The sequence below is a fragment of the Xanthobacter autotrophicus genome, from assembly GCF_030015065.1.
In the GTDB taxonomy this organism is placed as follows: domain Bacteria; phylum Pseudomonadota; class Alphaproteobacteria; order Rhizobiales; family Xanthobacteraceae; genus Xanthobacter; species Xanthobacter autotrophicus_D.
In genome coordinates this window covers 1-397 of sequence record NZ_JAIVFN010000537.1, presented here as the reverse complement: position 1 = coordinate 397, position 397 = coordinate 1, and the positions used below count along the sequence as shown (strand labels likewise).

Annotated in this window: 1 protein-coding gene; it reads right to left on the bottom strand. The window is 74.8% G+C overall.

Annotation, left to right across the window (positions count from 1 at the left end; all coding sequences use genetic code 11):
- The coding region (locus tag K9U40_RS24405; protein ID WP_282892617.1) for a hypothetical protein at positions 1–320 on the bottom strand (320 nt) is incomplete at its 3' end.
- Positions 321–397: the final 77 nt, after the last annotated feature.

Below are 397 nucleotides of genomic sequence, written 5' to 3'. Positions count from 1 at the left end.
TCGACCACGTCCGCGCGGGCGCCGGGCAGCTCGGCCGAGCGCAGCGCGCCGGGCTCGCCGTCGGCCGCCTGCGCTCGCCGGCCGGCAGCCGACCAGCGCGCGGTGCTGCGGTATACCGTGCTCCAGCCCTCGCGCGGGTCCATGCGCATCGTCCAGGGCGTGGCGGGCTGGCCGGTGAGGCGGGCCCAGAGCGACCGGGCGCCCCACACCACCGCCAGCAGCGCCACCACGATCAGCAGGCTCAGGAACAACACCGCGCCCGCGGCCAGGACCGCCAGGCGCACGATCCACCGGACCAGGCCGGCAAGGAATTCATTCAAAACACGTCCTTTCCTTCAGGGCCGGCCGGGGCGCCCGATGGACGGCCCGGCCGTGAACTGCCGAACTTACCCCACCG